This window comes from Galliscardovia ingluviei (genome assembly GCF_014635685.1).
Taxonomy (GTDB): domain Bacteria; phylum Actinomycetota; class Actinomycetes; order Actinomycetales; family Bifidobacteriaceae; genus Galliscardovia; species Galliscardovia ingluviei.
The window spans coordinates 66,676-82,589 of the sequence record NZ_BMDH01000002.1; the positions used below are offsets into that span (position 1 = coordinate 66,676).

Annotated in this window: 12 protein-coding genes and 1 tRNA gene; 9 read left to right on the plus strand and 4 right to left on the minus strand. The window is 45.9% G+C overall.

Features of this window, described 5'->3' with window-relative positions:
- Positions 1-150: 150 nt before the first annotated feature.
- The 4 genes from IEU85_RS04495 to gdhA all read left to right on the plus strand — a co-directional run bounded on the left by IEU85_RS04495 (position 151) and on the right by gdhA (position 5,973).
- Positions 151-1,338, plus strand: a complete 1,188-nt coding sequence (locus IEU85_RS04495; protein ID WP_188355064.1) for an MFS transporter — start codon at positions 151-153, stop codon at positions 1,336-1,338.
- A gap of 155 nt (positions 1,339-1,493) precedes the next feature.
- Positions 1,494-3,539: a DUF4037 domain-containing protein gene (locus IEU85_RS04500; RefSeq protein WP_229714756.1), complete on the plus strand. Its 2,046-nt coding sequence runs from the start codon at positions 1,494-1,496 to the stop codon at positions 3,537-3,539.
- A 134-nt stretch (positions 3,540-3,673) separates the two neighbouring features.
- On the plus strand, positions 3,674-4,390 hold the full coding sequence (locus tag IEU85_RS04505) for a DUF4125 family protein (RefSeq protein WP_371866646.1): 717 nt from the start codon (positions 3,674-3,676) through the stop codon (positions 4,388-4,390).
- Positions 4,391-4,626: 236 nt separating this feature from the next.
- Positions 4,627-5,973: an NADP-specific glutamate dehydrogenase gene (gdhA, locus tag IEU85_RS04510; protein WP_188355066.1), complete on the plus strand. Its 1,347-nt coding sequence runs from the start codon at positions 4,627-4,629 to the stop codon at positions 5,971-5,973.
- A 220-nt stretch (positions 5,974-6,193) separates the two neighbouring features.
- Here the strand turns inward: gdhA and IEU85_RS04515 are convergent, their stop codons facing one another.
- The 4 genes from IEU85_RS04515 to serS form a co-directional block, all read right to left on the minus strand.
- The gene (locus tag IEU85_RS04515; protein ID WP_188355067.1) at positions 6,194-6,616 is read right to left on the minus strand and encodes a hypothetical protein; all 423 of its coding nucleotides are present in this window, start codon (positions 6,614-6,616) and stop codon (positions 6,194-6,196) included.
- Position 6,617: 1 nt separating this feature from the next.
- A complete protein-coding gene (locus IEU85_RS04520) occupies positions 6,618-7,073 on the minus strand; it encodes a YqxI family protein (RefSeq protein WP_188355068.1) in 456 nt (151 codons plus the stop codon).
- A 237-nt stretch (positions 7,074-7,310) separates the two neighbouring features.
- Positions 7,311-7,393 (minus strand) — tRNA-Ser (locus IEU85_RS04525).
- Between the two features lie 117 nt (positions 7,394-7,510).
- Positions 7,511-8,794, minus strand: a complete 1,284-nt coding sequence (gene serS / locus IEU85_RS04530) for a serine--tRNA ligase (RefSeq protein ID WP_188355069.1) — start codon at positions 8,792-8,794, stop codon at positions 7,511-7,513.
- A 347-nt stretch (positions 8,795-9,141) separates the two neighbouring features.
- Here serS and IEU85_RS04535 point away from each other — a divergent pair, with 347 nt between their 5' ends.
- The 5 genes from IEU85_RS04535 to IEU85_RS04555 all read left to right on the plus strand — a co-directional run bounded on the left by IEU85_RS04535 (position 9,142) and on the right by IEU85_RS04555 (position 15,895).
- Positions 9,142-10,383, plus strand: a complete 1,242-nt coding sequence (locus tag IEU85_RS04535) for a diacylglycerol/lipid kinase family protein (RefSeq protein ID WP_188355330.1) — start codon at positions 9,142-9,144, stop codon at positions 10,381-10,383.
- 152 nt (positions 10,384-10,535) lie between these two features.
- The gene (gene pgm / locus IEU85_RS04540) at positions 10,536-12,212 is read left to right on the plus strand and encodes a phosphoglucomutase (alpha-D-glucose-1,6-bisphosphate-dependent) (protein WP_188355070.1); all 1,677 of its coding nucleotides are present in this window, start codon (positions 10,536-10,538) and stop codon (positions 12,210-12,212) included.
- A gap of 250 nt (positions 12,213-12,462) precedes the next feature.
- Complete coding sequence (locus tag IEU85_RS04545; RefSeq protein WP_188355071.1) at positions 12,463-13,005, plus strand: RrF2 family transcriptional regulator; 543 nt, start codon at positions 12,463-12,465, stop codon at positions 13,003-13,005.
- 88 nt (positions 13,006-13,093) lie between these two features.
- Complete coding sequence (locus tag IEU85_RS04550) at positions 13,094-14,584, plus strand: FAD-dependent oxidoreductase (RefSeq protein WP_371866647.1); 1,491 nt, start codon at positions 13,094-13,096, stop codon at positions 14,582-14,584.
- A 342-nt stretch (positions 14,585-14,926) separates the two neighbouring features.
- Positions 14,927-15,895, plus strand: coding sequence for a ribonuclease H family protein (locus tag IEU85_RS04555; protein ID WP_188355073.1), 969 nt, complete (start codon positions 14,927-14,929; stop codon positions 15,893-15,895).
- The last annotated feature ends 19 nt before the right edge of the window (positions 15,896-15,914 follow it).

Sequence of the window (15,914 nt, forward strand, 5' to 3'; positions counted from 1 at the left end):
GTCTCGGGTTTTTCATATTCATATCCGTAGACTTGCTGCTACGCTCTATCACAAATCAACCTAATCACTAATCTGCAAACGTTTGACTGTCGCGACACTAAGATAAAACCATTACGGACTTATCTACCTGCTACTGAGCACTGGAGAGCAATGAAACGCAGCATTTTAGCCCTAGCAAGTGGCGCTTTTGTACTAGGAGCCTCTGAATTTGTGATGATGGGAATTCTGCCTTTCGCAGCCCATGATATGCATGTAACAATTCCACAGGCAGGCTGGTTTATCACGTTATATGCTACAGGCGTATGTTTAGGTGCACTTATTCTTGTTTTTGGACGCAAGCTATCTCCAAAAACCTTAATTATCTTTTTTATGGTGCTCGTATTAATTGGTAATGCCATGGCAGCATTAGCTCCAAATGCTGCAGTATTGCTTATTGCTCGTTTTATATCAGGACTTCCCCACGGTGCATTCTTTGGCACAGCAACTCTAGCTGCAAAAATGCTTGCTGACCCTGGCAAAGAAGCACAATCAGTTGCACTCATGGTTACTGGTCAAACCTTTGCCAATATGGTCGGTGTACCAGCAGGAACTATGTTGGGCGAAATGATTTCATGGCGTTATGCCTTTGCTATTCTTGCCGCATGGGGCGTGATGACCATGGTACTGGTTGCGGCGTGGGTACCGTATCTTGCTCCTGTAGAAGATAAAGGGTTAGCTGGTCAATTTAAATTCCTCGCCAAACCCGGTCCTTGGATGATTCTTGCAGCAGTGCTTCTTGGAAATACAGGTATTTTCTGCTGGTGGAGTTATGTTTCCCCTTGGCTTACCCATATTGGCGGATATCAAAGCGCACACGTACCTTGGCTAATGATGCTTGCAGGATTTGGCATGGTTGTTGGCGGGCTAGTAGGTGGCAAAATTTGTGATGCATGGCGTCATGCCGGTACTGCTGCTCTTGGTCAAGCTATTGCCACTACTGGTCTTATTGTTATCGCATTAACACCAGGGTCGAGACTCTTGTGCGCAGTATTGACATTATGGCTTGCTTTTGGCATGTTCTTTATTTCCTCTCCGCAGCAGCTGCTTATGGCAGAAGCTGGTAAAGGCGGTGGAGAACTTATCGGAGGCGCTTCTGTACAGATTGCGTTTAATGCTGGTAATGCGCTTGGATCTGCTTTAGGTGGTCTTGCGTTAAATGCTTCGGGCATGAATTATCATATTCCAGCACTTACTGGCGTGCCTATTAGTGCATTAGCAGTGCTCAGCCTCTTGGTATTTACGCTTAAATATGAAACTCAAACTGACGCTGCTTCACGCATGCGAGAGATTCATGTTTAGCCGCTAGCAAGTCCAATTTATACATCATCGCCAAATAATGCATACCATAAACGAGTAGTAAGGCAACTCACAAAACTTCTTTGCTCTACTGCATGTTGCCCCACTTGCACTACATAACCTATGCGTAGACTAAGGGGTATATGCAAGGAGGCTTTATGAGTTCGATTGACGCTCGCACACCATCACACGCATCTACAACTACGCAATCATTTGATGCTGAGCAGTTTATGCAACATCTTGATCAACTCTTTGCCACACATACACCAGCAGCACAAATCGAACAGTACTTATTGGATTGCTTGCAGCAAACACATGAGTTAGACGATGCAGCTGGAGAATTTAGCGTACTGAATGAAATCCTCGGATTCTACCGTTCACAGGGTCGTCACAGTGACAATATTGCAATGGCTGAACGCCTGATTACTCTAAGCAAACATATGCATATTGAAGGCAGCGAAGCTTGGGCAACTACCCTGATCAATATTGCAACTGCTTATCGTGCTGCAGGACAGTACGCACATGCCCAGCAATGGTACGCCGAAGCACTCGATCAGAGTGAACAGCTTTTCGGCAAACATGACCGGCGCCTTGCGGCCCTACACAATAATCTTTCTATGCTATACAGCGAAACTGGAGATCTTAGGCAAGCAGCAAACGAGCTTGAACAAGCCTTATCGATTATTAGTGCCTCTAGCACTGACCCTTCACGCGATATCGATGTTGCTTCAACACACACTAATCTTGCCCTTGTGCTTGCTCAAACCCAAACTGCTGATAGCCGTGAGCAAGCCTATGATCATGCTGCAACTGCGCTGCGTATTTATCACCATGGAGGGCTTGAACATAGCGGTCATTTTGCCTCTGCCCTAGCCTGTTTTGCACAAGTATGTTTTCTACAAGGCAATATCCAACAAGCTATTACAGCTTTTAGGCTTAGCCTAGTCGTTATCGAACAATGCTACGGCAAAGATACAGAATCCTACCGCGTTATTGAATCAAATTTGCATGATGTACTGGAAGCTGCACACCAATCTCATATTGATATTCCTCAAGAACCGCCGTTATCTGGTAACTTTGACCATGATATTGCACTTTTTTGGAACGCTCTGCAGCTTGAATCTCAAATACATGATGAGAACCGCCATTCAGTAACACATACTGATACGACTGAAACAGCACATCAATCAATGTCTGGGCTAGCACTGGCACGAGCCTATTGGATAGAGTATGGCAAGGTCTTACTTGATGCATTCCCCGCATTACAAGGACGTGTTGCAGTTGGTCTAGTAGGACATGGCTCAGAATGCTACGGCTTTGATGATGAGTATTCTCATGACCATGATTTCGGTCCGCGTTTTTGTATGTGGCTCACTGACGAAGATTATCAGCAATATGGTGAGCAACTTGAACAAGCATATCGAGCCCTACCGCATGAATTTATGGGTTATGCGCTCAGCGATGATGCTCGCACACCACGCTCCCTAGGAGCAGGACGACGCGATGGCGTATTTGCTATTGGTGACTTTTTTGAATCGATAACAGGGTATCGCAGTGCGCCTAGTAGCGATCCACAGCAGGCTCATCAATGGCTGTTGCTTGACGAAGCTACACTGGCTGCCGCAACTAATGGCGAGATTTTTGCTGACCCACTTGGCGCTTTCTCTTCCACGCGACAAGGCTTCAAAAATATGCCAGATGATGTGCGTCTCGCCTTGATCTCTAGAAGACTTGGCATGATGAGCCAAGCTGGTCAATATAATCTGCCACGTATGCTCAAACGTCATGATGGGGCTGCAGCATGGCTTGCTCTTCGAGAATTTGTGCAGGCTTGCTCTTCCCTAGTGTTCTTAATAAACCAGCCAATTACTGTGGGTTATTTGCCGTATTATAAATGGCAGTTTGCAGCTTTACGTAAACTTTCTCGCCGCATGGCCAGCCGCTTGCCTCAAGTGTGCGAACAGCTTGAATCATTAATGCGTCTTTCATCTGCAGCATGCTTTGGTGGCGTTGGATTTGGTGAAGGCGGCAAGGGGGCTGAACCTGCTATTGAACAGATTACGTCTTGTATTGACAGCATTTGCTCCGCCGTTGTTGATGAGCTGCTTACAGAAGGACTTACCCGTTCTCAGGAAACCTTCCTTGAATGGCAACGCCCATATATTGAGGAGCATATTACTAATCCTTGGTTACGTAGTTTGTAGTATGTAGTTCAACAGCGTATTGGTAATAGTTCGTAAACACTGATAACACAAGTTAAGACACATATAAGGAAATACCTATGAGTAATGAAGAACACGACGAAACCATACTCACTCCGGATGCGCTTGGCACTAAAATGACACACATGCCAGATGATGCTGACGATTTACGAAAAACTACTGAACGTGGCGAAACTGGCGTATTACAGCACACGCTATGGTATGACAATCCAAGTGATATTAACGAGCAAGCTCATCGCGCTGAATTGATTGTGCGTCACGAATGGGACCAATTCCAACTTGTCAATAATGAAGGTGGTAGAGCAAATTGCCAAGGTAATTGGCCAACATTCCACCAAATGCGTTTTAGTCAATTTATTACATGGCCACTAGAACTACAAGCCAGCTATATGCAGGATTTGCAAGATGCTGACGATACCGGTCGCAATCTGCTCACTGAAAAATATGCGCGTATGATGAGCACCACTGAACCAGAGCGTTATGCACGAGAACTTGAACCAGCACTTCCAAAACTTAGTGTTGACCGTATAGCACGACAAGAGAAAGTAATTGCTACTCAAGTTGAATGGGCACGTCAATTCCGTGAATCTTGGCCTAAGCTGGGTCTAGCGATGCGTGTGCTCACTACTGATGAAGATGAAATTGATAATACTTCATTTGAAACATATTTACGTGGCGAATTAAGCACCTATTCAGACACTACATTTGCTTTATATGAATCTATGATAGGCACGCTAGTTGAACGAGGTGAAAATCTGACGCAGGCAACACTACTGGCTACAGTGCGTTTAGGTGGATTTGTTGATCTTGATGAGGCAGAAGCAGCTCAGTAGTGTTCAGTCTTTTGTTTCTAGCATGTAACAACGCGCGAACAACTATGTCAACGACACAGCTCACCTGAAAATAAGCAACCTAGTGAAAGTAAGATTTTGTTGATTTTTCAACCAAAATAAGCGTTAATCTGTTGGTAATGAAAAGTTGTCGCATGTTGGACAATCCATTGAAAACTTATTCAGCGTATTCGTACAATAGCGCCATACCCGTATTCAACTAACGAATAGGAGTTTCCATGCTCAATAATGAATATCTTAAGCGCGTATATGCTCAGGTAGAACAGCGCGATGGCGATCAGCCAGAATTCAAGCAAGCTGTTCGTGAGGTTTTTGAAACACTCGAACCAGTAATCGAGATGCATCCTGAATATGAAGCAAACGGCATCCTTGAACGCTTTGTAGAGCCAGAGCGCGTAGTCAAGTTCCGCGTACCATGGGTTGATGATTCCGGCAAGGTTCAGGTAAATCGCGGTTATCGTATTCAGTTCAACTCTGCAATCGGTCCATACAAGGGCGGTTTGCGTTTCCACCCAACAGTAACCGAGTCTGTAATCAAGTTCTTGGGCTTCGAGCAGATTTTGAAGAACTCTTTGACCACACTGCCAATGGGCGGCGGCAAGGGCGGTTCTGACTTTGATCCTAAGGGAAAGTCAGATGCTGAAGTAATGCGTTTCTGTCAGTCATTTATGACCGAGTTGCAGCGTCATATTGGTCAGTTCACTGATGTGCCAGCAGGCGATATTAATGTTGGCGGTCGCGAAATTGGTTACCTCTTCGGTCAGTACAAGCGTATCCGCGATGAGTACTCTGGTGTGCTCACTGGTAAAGGCTTGGAATTTGGCGGTTCTCTCGCTCGTACTGAGGCTACCGGTTACGGCTTGTGCTATTACACTCAGGAAGCATTGCGTGTACTGCGTAACGACTCCTTTGAAGGCAAGACTGTAGTTATCTCCGGTTCTGGCAATGTTGCAATTTTCGCTACAGAAAAAGCACAAGAGCTGGGTGCAAAGGTTGTTACCGCTTCTGATTCTAACGGTTATGTATATGATCCAGAAGGTATCAAGCTCGATATTGTTAAGGATATTAAACTCGGTCATCGCGGTCGCATCAAGGAATATGCTGATCGCGTTCCAGGTGCTGAATATCACGAAGGCTGCGCAGGCGTGTGGAGTGTACCTTGCGATATTGCTCTGCCATGCGCAACCCAGAACGAGCTTGACGGCGAAGCTGCAAAGACCCTGGTTGCTAATGGCTGCACCGTCGTATGCGAAGGCGCTAATATGCCTTCTACCCCAGAAGCTATCGAAACCTATCAGGCAAACGGCGTACTCTACGGTCCTGCTAAGGCTGCAAACGCTGGTGGTGTAGCAGTTTCCGGCTTGGAAATGAGCCAGAACAGCTACCGTCTCGCTTGGACCTTTGAAGAGACTGACGCTAAGCTCAAGTCCATTATGGAAACCATTGTTGCTGATTCTTTGGCAGCAGCTAAGGAATACGGCGTTGACGGCGATTTGATGGCTGGCGCTAATATTGCAGGCTTCACCAAGGTTGCTAACGCTATGGTTGCACAAGGCGTGTGCTAGTACTCGTACATTTCAGCGATTAGTTGCACTAGTTAGCAGCTGCGCTATAGATGAAGGCTCGGGCTATTGAAGTCCGAGCCTTTGCTTTTGAAACTAAAGGGCTTTCCAGATTGTGTGATTTGGCATATAGGCATGAAGGGACCACGGACGAAAAGTTGGAGGTCCCTTCATGCCTATATGCCACAATTATTCAGTTTTGGGTTCGTTGTCTTTTGGCTCTTCATACCCAGCTTGGATCGTATTCTAACGTCCCATATTTAGGGTATTCATCTGAACTGAAAGGGTAGCTTTTTTGAAGAGCGGCGGCAAATGGTCTTAGCTCAATAAGCATCCATTTAGCGAATACAATGATAAAGGCAGCGATAATATCATCGTGAAAGTTTTTTGCAGCTTTACATTCCTTAATGAGCGCATCCTTGAATAATGAAAAGTTAAGTTCTTCGAATGTATGGCTTCGTAATATCGTATTATAAGCCACAAGAATCTTGCCTAGCTCATCAAATGTAATATCGTAGGTCAAACAAAATAGGTGGAGAGAAATTGGGTCGTGGGTCGTCGAACCGATACTTTCTGCAATTTCGTTAAGCGCATGTATGAAAAGCCATTCACGACCTGGAGTAATGCGCTCTGGATATTCAGTCATATTAGATAAACCAACTCAATCCTTCTTTAATTGCCAATGCCACCTTTGCTGCTGTTTCGCGTGGAACACTGGCATCCACTAGTGCTCGAAATACTGCATCATATACTGCTTGAGCTGGTAGGTCAGACCATTGCAGTAACGGTGAGATGGCCGAAGATATTTCGTCAAAATGCTTTATGAAAGTATCTGCGGCTTTTCTTCCTGAAATTCTTTCGACGACATTTGCAGCAGCTCCTTTGTGTTTGATGATGAATCTAATTGCGCGTTTGGCGATTTGGGTTATGATGCTTCTTTCGCCATATGATGATTTGTAATCACTCTCTTTCGGCGCAGGAAGTGTTGTGTTTTGGACGGAGGTCGAATAATCTGGCTCATCGGCATACACGGTAATCGATGGGATAGCTACCGAGAAAGAAAGAGCGAAAGAAGCTAAAAGTGCAATAATTCTATGTCTCAATGATGGTTTTTTTCATATCATTCCTCTTTGAATAATAGTTTGTCAGTTTGAAGATACTTGTCCGTTGAGTAAGAAAGAAGACTCCAAGAAATACCCTCATTATTTATGATATCTCGTATTTTTCCGATGTCAAACATTTGTGGCATATAACAGTTATTGAATACATAGGCACTTGCCACATCGACAGAAAGTACATATGCAAAAGGGTTTCATGCAAATGCTTGAAACCCTTATCTGCGGACAAGGCGAGATTCGAACTCGCGGAACTTTCGTTCAACGGTTTTCAAGACCGTCTCCTTCGACCGCTCGGACACTTGTCCAATGCACTACACATTTACATGTGCAAAGCACCTTGAATAGTGTAGCGCAAAGTCTAGAATGTGCAAGTTAGTGCACATAGTGCGTGTTGAATACGCGTTGAACACACATAATGCACGTTATGCTTCCCAAGTAGTTGGCTCAATAACCTCGCGACCACCCATATATGGGCGCATTGCCTCAGGAATGACGATAGAACCATCTTTTTGCTGATGATTTTCCATAATGGCCACAAGCCAACGAGTAGTTGCCAGTGTACCATTCAACGTGCTTACTGAGCGAGTACCATCCTCTGTACGCTCACGAATATTCAAGCGACGAGCCTGATATTCCGTGCAGTTAGAAGTACTCGTAAGCTCACGGTAACGACCTTGTGTTGGTACCCAAGCTTCGCAATCGAATTTACGAGCAGCAGAAGAACCTAAATCACCAGCTGCAGTATCAATAATGCGATATGGAAGCTCCATCTTACCGAGCATACGCTGCTCCATATCAAGCAAGAACTTATGCTGATCGCGAGCATCTTCTTGGCGGCAATACACGAACATTTCCACCTTATTAAACTGATGCACGCGAATAATGCCGGTAGTATCTTTACCAGCAGCACCTGCTTCACGTCGATAGCAGCTAGACCAGCCAGCGTAGCGCAGTGGACCATTGCTCAAGTCGAGAATTTCATCACGGTGCATACCAGCGAGCGCAACTTCTGAAGTACCCACTAAGTATTGCTCATCTGGTTCACGCAAACGGTAGATCTCATCCGCATGCGCATTAAGGAATCCCGTTCCTGCCATAATTTCAGGCAGTACGAGTGTTGGTGTAACAGTGGTGATAAACCCTTCAGACTCTGCCTGATCTACTGCCATAGTGAGCATGGCAATTTCCATTCGCGCAATAGCTCCGCGCAGGAAGTAGAATCGAGATCCGGAGACTTTTACACCGCGGCGCATATCAATACCGGCAACACCTTCGCCCAATTCTAGGTGGTTCTTTGGCTCAAAACCTTCTGCAGCAAAATCACGTGGAGTGCCAAACTTACCGACTACCACATAGTCATCTTCGCCACCTTCTGGCGCTTCTGGCTCAACAATATTCGATAGCTTCCACATAGCAGAGGTATATTCCTCAGCTGCCTGGTCAGCTTGGGCCTTATATTCTCCTACCTTGGTAGCAAGCTCTTTGGTTTGTGCAATCAGTGCTGCTTTTTGCTCTGCAGGAGCGCTGGCAACTTGCTTGCCCATAGCTTTTTGCTCTGCTCGGGCTGTTTCAAACGCGTGCAACGCATCGCGGCGCGTCTGGTCGGACTGCAATACAGTATCTACTAGTTCTACAGATTCGCCACGCTTACGCTGGGACTCTTTTACAACATCAGCGTGCTCGCGAATGAATTGAATATCAAGCATACTGTAAGGCTAATGCGCACATACGACACTACTACAGGTAGGTACTCAGGGTAGGCGCTCAGGACTAAGGGTAGGCGCTCAGGATAGGTACTCATTCGAGAATTAGTCATGTGGAATTAACTCATATAGAAATACGTCAATGTGGCGCGGCTTACACATTTCGTAGAGATAGCGCGTACATTTCAGGAAACTGTTCCATCAAAACGGCTACTTCGTGCACAATACAACATATGCGAGTGGAATCAGTATATTCAGCAGTTGCTATGTTCAAGCACTTCTTGGCACCTAGCACAACACCAAGTTCGGGGACAGTAACTCATATAGGAATAGCAACTGGCAGATTGCAGATGAATATCATTCCGATTGCACTGGCGATTATCATTATTGCTATCGCAGCAATAGCGCTTGTAGTATGGCTGCTCGGTGCAAAACGTCGTAAACTCGCTCAAGAACTTCAACAGCGCCACCACGCACCATTTACTTACGCATTTATTCTTAACCCCTCAAAGCCCACTGCCGCTGACACTCGCGCACACATCGAACAATTTTTCTCACACCATACTGTGGGCCGAGCTGTGTTTTATGAAACACAGCTCGATAAAGACGGAAAAGCATGCGCACAGGAAGCACTTGAGGCAGGTGCCGATGCTGTAATAGCCGTGGGAGGCGATGGCACAGTGCGAACTGCTGCAAGCGCCGTCGCCGGCACAGAGCGACCATTTGGCATCATTCCAATCGGCACCGGCAATCTGTTTGCGCGTAATATGGGTATACCTATCGGCGATATTGAAGCGGCACTACTCGTAGCGACGTCGCATGGTTCGCGGCGTGTGGATATGGGTAGGATGCGCCTGCTGGATTCCGAAGAACCGCAGCGAGGGCATGCTTTTCTCATTATTGCAGGCATTGGTTTTGATGCTGATATGATTGACAGCACCGATCCAGATCTTAAACGTAGTATCAGTTGGCTCGCCTATTTTGCCAGTGGTGTCAAGCATCTCTTCTCCCCTAAATACCACGGTGATCTTGAAATTACCAGTGCTGACGGCAGTAAACACACCTCAACCAATATTACCTTCAGGACGCTGATGGCTGGTAATTGTGGCCAAATTCCTGGCTTTTCACTAATGCCTGATGCCGCATTTGATGACGGTATTTTGAATTTTGAAATTATTGACACTACCGGAGGCATTATTGGTTGGGCCAATTTATTTGGTGACGTATTAACACAAACCATTACCCATAAATCTGGGCAAAATCCGCTATCTACCAATTCATCAGTTGACCAAATTCAGGGAGTACGAGCCGAAATTACACTCCAAGAGCCTGCTTTGGCACAAGTTGATGGCGATATTCTCGGCAAAACTTCGCGTATTGAGTTCACTATTGAGCCAAAAGCGCTTTGGGTGCGTGTTCCAGCAGCAACCACTGACACACAACCAAATAATCCTCAGCAAGTGACAGATCAGTTGGAACAAAGTCAAGAAAAAAGCCCAGCAAGCGCTGCAACTGCTGCTTCAACAGATGAGATTGCGCAACCAGCCCCAGATAATAGTGATGCTCAAAAAGCGTATACTCGTGATGTGTAGCATAGATCGTTGCTGTAGTGTACTTCATGGAGCAATACACTGCTTCGAGTGAAGTGCTCCACGCTCCAAACATTGCTAGTCGCATTCCTTAATATGGACGATTGTGCGATAAATCACAGTAAATTGTTCACCCCTATGGCACAATAGAAACTATGGTTGCAAAAAATGCGGGGTTACCAGCTACCCCAGAAGATTTAATCAATGTCGATGAAGTCATCGGTTCCTACTACGACCGTATTCCAGATCCCGAAGTTCCAGCTCAGCGTGTAGCTTTCGGCACTTCAGGTCACCGCGGATCTTCCCTGCTGACTTCCTTTAACGAAGCACATATTGTAGCTATTACGCAGGCAATTGCAGAGCTACGCAAATCACAAGGTATTGATGGGCCACTCTATATCGGTCGCGATACCCATGCGTTAAGCGAGCCAGCATGGAAAACTGCTATTGAAGTACTGGTTGCTAACGGGGTGCGCGTGCGCGTTGATTCACGCGATGATTTCACTCCAACTCCAGTAGTTTCTCAAGCAATTCTGACGCATAATCGCGCCGCAGACGGCACTCAGCGTTTCACTGGCGCTGATTTGGCGGACGGTATTGTGGTTACACCTTCTCATAATCCTCCAACCGATGGCGGCTTCAAGTATGATCCTCCAACTGGTGGTCCTGCTCCAGCAGAAACTACCAATGCTATTGCTGCACGCGCAAATGAACTACTCGGCAGCTACAAGCAAGTAAAGCGTGTACCTTTTGAGCAGGCTATTACTTCTGATTTGGTGGAACGTTTTGATTATCGCGAACACTATGTTGCTGACCTGAGCAATGTGATTGATTTCGATATCATTCGCTCTTCTGGTGTACGCCTTGGTATTGATCCTCTTGGCGGCGCGTCAGTAAACTACTGGCCATTGATGAACAAAAAGTATGGTCTTTCTATTGATGTAGTACGACCAGAAGTTGATCCAACATGGCGTTTCATGACTATTGATCATGATGGCAAGATTCGTATGGATCCAAGCTCAACCTACGCTATGAAGGGCTTGGTTGATGAGCTTAATGCTGGCGCTTGGGATAAATATGACCTTGTGGGTGGCACTGACCCTGATGCTGACCGTCACGGTATTGTATGCCCTAACTGGGGTGTGATGAATCCAAACCACTATATTGCTGTATGCGTTGAGTACTTGTTTGGAGGTAATCGTCCAGGCTGGCCTACAGGCGCAGGTATCGGTAAGACCTTAGTTTCTTCTTCGCTTATTGATCGTGTTGCAGCATCAATCAACGCAAAGCTCGTCGAGGTTCCTGTAGGATTTAAGTGGTTCGTCGATCCTCTGTTTAGTGGCGAAGTAGCATTTGGCGGCGAGGAAAGCTCTGGTATGAGCTTCTTGCGCAAGGATGGTCGCGTGTGGACCACTGATAAAGATGGTTTGATTCCAGACTTGCTTGCTGCAGAAATTACTGCTCGCACAGGCAAGAATCCAGCTCAATTGCATCAAGAGCAGGTAGAGCGCTTTGGCGAAAGCTGGTACAAGCGCGTAGATACTCCTACCACACTTGAGCAGAAAGCAAAGTTTGCTACGCTTACGGGAGATGCTGTAAGTGCAGATACTTTGGCTGGAGAGCCAATTCTTGCTAAGCTCACCGAAGCTCCTGGAAATGGTGCAAAGATTGGCGGTTTGAAAGTAGTCACCAAGAATAATTGGTTTGCTGCACGCCCATCCGGTACTGAAAATATTTATAAGGTATACGCGGAGTCCTTTGTCTCCGAAGATGCACTTGATCAAGTACTTGATGAGGCTACACAAGTTGTTGATAAAGCACTTGGTGAATAATGTACCTGCTGATAATGCAATAGATGAATGATTTGCATTATCAGTACTTGACTTAAGCACTTGCTATGAGGTTTTCCCTTCTAGCAAGTGCTTTTTATATCGTTTTGCTGTTGAGCTAGTAGCTTTGCTACTTGACAATTTGTAACTTTTGTTATTACATATAACTGTAATGAAAAAAATTACAGTTATGTATTTGGTAGCGCAAAAAAATACGAGACTCCCATACTGCATAACCAAGTGAGGAGGCAATGTGAATAGCGATTTCGCGATAGCACTTCATGCATTGGTATATCTAGACCACCGCAATCAGCCCCTTGCCAGCCAAGTCCTTGCAGCAAATATTTGTACCAACGCTGTACGAGTGCGCAATGTTATGCGAGCGCTTACCCATGCGCATATCGTAGACTCAAAAGCAGGCATTGAAGGAGGATACACTCTTGCGCAACCAGCGAGCACGATTTCACTACGCGATATTGCTCAAGCGCTCCACACAGATTTTATTAACGCCAACTGGCTCCCAGGCGATATGACATTAGATTGTCGCGTATCGCAATCAATGAGTGGCGTGATTGCAGGGCTTTCCCAAGCATTAAACACAGCATGTTATAACAAGCTCACCCAAATTACTGTACGCGATATTACACAGCGATTATTCAGTCCTGACCAAGCCATACTTGATCAGCAAGGTCAGCAAGATCATCCACTGATCCCACGTGAAACAACTGAGGATAAATACGTAATTCAGCAACGAGTACAGCAGATAGAGTCTGTATTTGCAACGATTATTGCGTAAAACTCTGCCTTCACACAATACATATATAGAGGATACCATGACTACAACAGCAACCAATATAATAAGCGCAACTGTAATCGATGAATCAATTTCAACGGCTACCCCACTCACACCAGACGCACCAGCACCAACTTCACCAAAGTCAGCTCAATCTATGCACGCCGATGCGCTGATTATTGGGTTCGGCAAAGGAGGCAAAACACTTGCAGCCAAACTTGGCGCACAAGGCAAACACGTAATAGTAGCCGAGCAGAATAATCAAATGTATGGTGGCACCTGCATCAATATTGGATGCCTACCCTCCAAATCACTCATTTTGGATGCTGAACGTGCGCAATTTTCTGGCGAAAGTAGCGATCCAGACAAGCGCAAACAAGCATACAGCAACGCTATTGCAAACAAACGTCAACTCACCGCTATGTTGCGCTCTAAGAATTATCATAAACTCGCAGATCAAGAGCATATAACGGTACTTGATGGGCACGCGCATTTCCTCTCTGCAAGTGAAGTGCAAGTAGATACCGCGCAAGGGCCAGTCGTAGTGAATGCTGACAAAATTTTTATCAATACCGGCGCTACTGCACGTATTCCAGATATTGAGGGTATTAACACAACTCCGGGCGTATATACAAGCACCGGCATGATGGAAGTTGACGAAATTCCTGAGCGTTTAGTCATACTTGGAGCCGGCTACATTGGACTTGAATTTGCTTCAATGTATGCAGATTTCGGCAGTCAAGTTACGGTACTTCAACACAACAATTCATTCTTGCCAAATGAAGATGAAGATATTCGCCAAGCCATTCACCAAAGCCTTGAAGCACAAGGCATCACCTTCATAACCAATGCCCATACACACCGTGTCAGTCAAGCAGCTGATGGACATGGTGTGCTCTTAGAAGTAGCAGTTGATAATGCGGATACCGCATCAGCAAATACTGCATCAGCAGATAATTCAACAGACAACACCATTACACACATCCAAGCGGATGCTGTACTTATTGCAACGGGTCGAGTACCGAATACTGAGGGTCTTGATGCCCAGAAAGCAGGTATTGCACTCACTGATCGCGGTGCAGTACAGGTCGATGATTTACTACGCACTACTGCTCCAAATATTTGGGCACTTGGCGATGTCAATGGAGGACCACAACATACCTATATTTCACTAGACGACTATCGCATAGTGCTTTCCCAGCTTGATGAGCGTGAAGCTCCGTATACACGCAAAGATCGCAAAAATATTGCCAGCGTCACTTTTCTACATACACCATATGCACGAGTTGGACTCAATGAGCAAGAAGCCATTGCAGCCGGATTCGACTTTGAAGTAAAGAAAATGCCAACAGCAGCAGTGCCAAAAGCTCAAGTTATGCGCCACACCGAAGGTATGATGAAAGCGCTGGTTGAGCGTGGTACGCATAGGATTCTCGGTGCGATGCTGTTTGCAGCACAATCACATGAGGTTATCAATATTGTGAAACTTGCTATGGATCTTCAAGCGCCAGCAACACAACTTCGCAATATGGTATTCACCCATCCAACGATGGCTGAAGCACTGAATGATCTTTTTGCTTAACTTATAGTGTGCTACCACAAGTTATTACAGTTTCTACAGTAGCCTCTGTGAGCACACGGACCTAATACATACCGTGTGCGAAGGTCAATTTGCGGAGCTGAACAGTTGAAAGTCCAGTGAACTTTCAACCAGCTCCGTGAGCGAGACAACGAGCGAAATCAAAGGGATAAAGACCATCAGGTACAGTAGCTATATGACAATTACAGTTTCTACAGACGGTAGCGCTTTAGGTAATCCAAAAGCAGAGGCGTGAAGCTGACACTCCAGTGAAGTGTCAGTAGCCTCTGTGAGCACCCAAAGTGCGAAGGTCCATTTGTGATTACCTACATATAAATTTCTAATATGACAATTACAGTTTCTACAGACGGTAGCGCTTTAGGTAATCCAAATGGACCAATGGGCTGGGCGTGGGCTGATCATAGCACCTCATTAGGCAATGCAACATCACACCAGCATACTGGGCAATATGATGCTGGCGGAGCGACAAACGGCACTAATCAAATCGGTGAACTTTGCGCAGTCTTAGAAGCTTTGCGCACACATCGAGGTAGCGAAGAACTCGTTATAGAAACTGATTCACAATATGCTATTAATTGTGCAACAAAGTGGGTGCATAATTGGAAGCGCAATGGCTGGAAGAATGCCAAAAAGCAGCCAGTGAAGAATGCTGATTTAGTTAAGGCTATTGATGCTGAATTGACTGCTCGCGAAGGTGCCGTGCGCTTTGTGTGGGTTAAAGGGCATGCCGGCAATGCTGGTAATGAACTTGTTGATGAGCTTGCACGCACTTATGCTACTGATTGCCGTAGCGGCGCAAAAGAAGGGTATTTGCCGCGCGAAGGATGGCAATCATTGCTTGCCTCCGAATATGCGGATGAACACACTCACGTACCTGATGCTGCGCAAGAATTATTACAGGGAACACTGAGTGCACAAGATTATCGTGACGCACATAGTGGAAGTATTCACCAGCCGCATTCCCAAACTTCACCAGCTCAACAGCCAACAGCAACTGCGCAACCAGCAGCGAGCACGCAATCAGCAACTGAACAAGTCTCGACGACTACCCAGCAGGTTGCAGCAGAGCAACTATCAACAGCTACGCAATCTGCATCAATTGCTCAGTCTTCGCCAAATAACACGCGATCTAGTGGATTACACGCAACCGGGGATATTGTCATTACTCCCCCACCTTCATCAAGCCCTCATTTTTCTGGTGAGCGCATGCATATTCAAGGCGCTATTATTTTTGATGGGTTTGTTGATGCGGATGGTCACCTGCACCTTGACGGAGATGTGGTATTGTCATAGCTTCGCTGTTTATATTTGC

Bases quoted from the DNA above. Each gene is read 5' to 3' on its own strand.
- IEU85_RS04515 (WP_188355067.1), bottom strand. From the start codon at position 6,616: ATGACTGAATATCCAGAGCGCATTACTCCAGGTCGTGAATGGCTTTTC.
- IEU85_RS04500 (WP_229714756.1), top strand. From the start codon at position 1,494: ATGAGTTCGATTGACGCTCGCACACCATCACACGCATCTACAACTACG.
- IEU85_RS04495 (WP_188355064.1), top strand. From the start codon at position 151: ATGAAACGCAGCATTTTAGCCCTAGCAAGTGGCGCTTTTGTACTAGGA.
- IEU85_RS04505 (WP_371866646.1), top strand. From the start codon at position 3,674: ATGACACACATGCCAGATGATGCTGACGATTTACGAAAAACTACTGAA.
- IEU85_RS04555 (WP_188355073.1), top strand. From the start codon at position 14,927: ATGACAATTACAGTTTCTACAGACGGTAGCGCTTTAGGTAATCCAAAT.
- pgm (WP_188355070.1), top strand. From the start codon at position 10,536: ATGGTTGCAAAAAATGCGGGGTTACCAGCTACCCCAGAAGATTTAATC.
- IEU85_RS04535 (WP_188355330.1), top strand. From the start codon at position 9,142: ATGAATATCATTCCGATTGCACTGGCGATTATCATTATTGCTATCGCA.
- serS (WP_188355069.1), bottom strand. From the start codon at position 8,794: ATGCTTGATATTCAATTCATTCGCGAGCACGCTGATGTTGTAAAAGAG.
- gdhA (WP_188355066.1), top strand. From the start codon at position 4,627: ATGCTCAATAATGAATATCTTAAGCGCGTATATGCTCAGGTAGAACAG.